The sequence below is a fragment of the Arthrobacter sp. Y3223164 genome (assembly GCF_059091005.1).
The window spans coordinates 1-393 of the sequence record NZ_JBNHGF010000895.1 but is presented as its reverse complement, the minus strand read 5'-3'; the positions used below and the strand labels follow the sequence as shown (position 1 = coordinate 393).

Here is a 393-nt window from a genome sequence, read left to right as displayed (position 1 = left end):
CACGCGGCCCGCTTCCCGGCAGTACCAGGCGGCGGTGCTCGGCCATCCGATCGACCACTCCCGGTCGCCGGCCCTGCACCGCGCGGCCTATGAGCTGATCGGCTTCGACTGCAGCTACCGGGCCATCGATCTCACGGAGGACCGCGTGCCGCAGTTCGTCCGGAACCTGCGCGCGGAGCGGGACTGGGCCGGGCTGTCGGTGACCATGCCGCTGAAGGCCGCCATGGTCGGCCAGATGGACCGGGTCAGCGAACTGGTGGACGTGCTGGGGGTGCTCAACACCGTGGTTCCCGAGTACGACGGCGGGGGCCGGGTGACGCTCTCCGGCCACAACACCGACGTGGCCGGCATCGTCGGCGCGCTGCGCCACGGCGGTGTCGCAGAGGGCGGGGC

General features: G+C 72.5%; 1 protein-coding gene. It reads left to right on the top strand.

All coding sequences use genetic code 11. The features are described from left to right. Nucleotides 1-34: 34 nt before the first annotated feature. Nucleotides 35-393 (top strand): shikimate dehydrogenase family protein (locus AC5RUJ_RS18605; protein WP_494156557.1); only part of this gene is annotated, 359 nt, incomplete at its 3' end.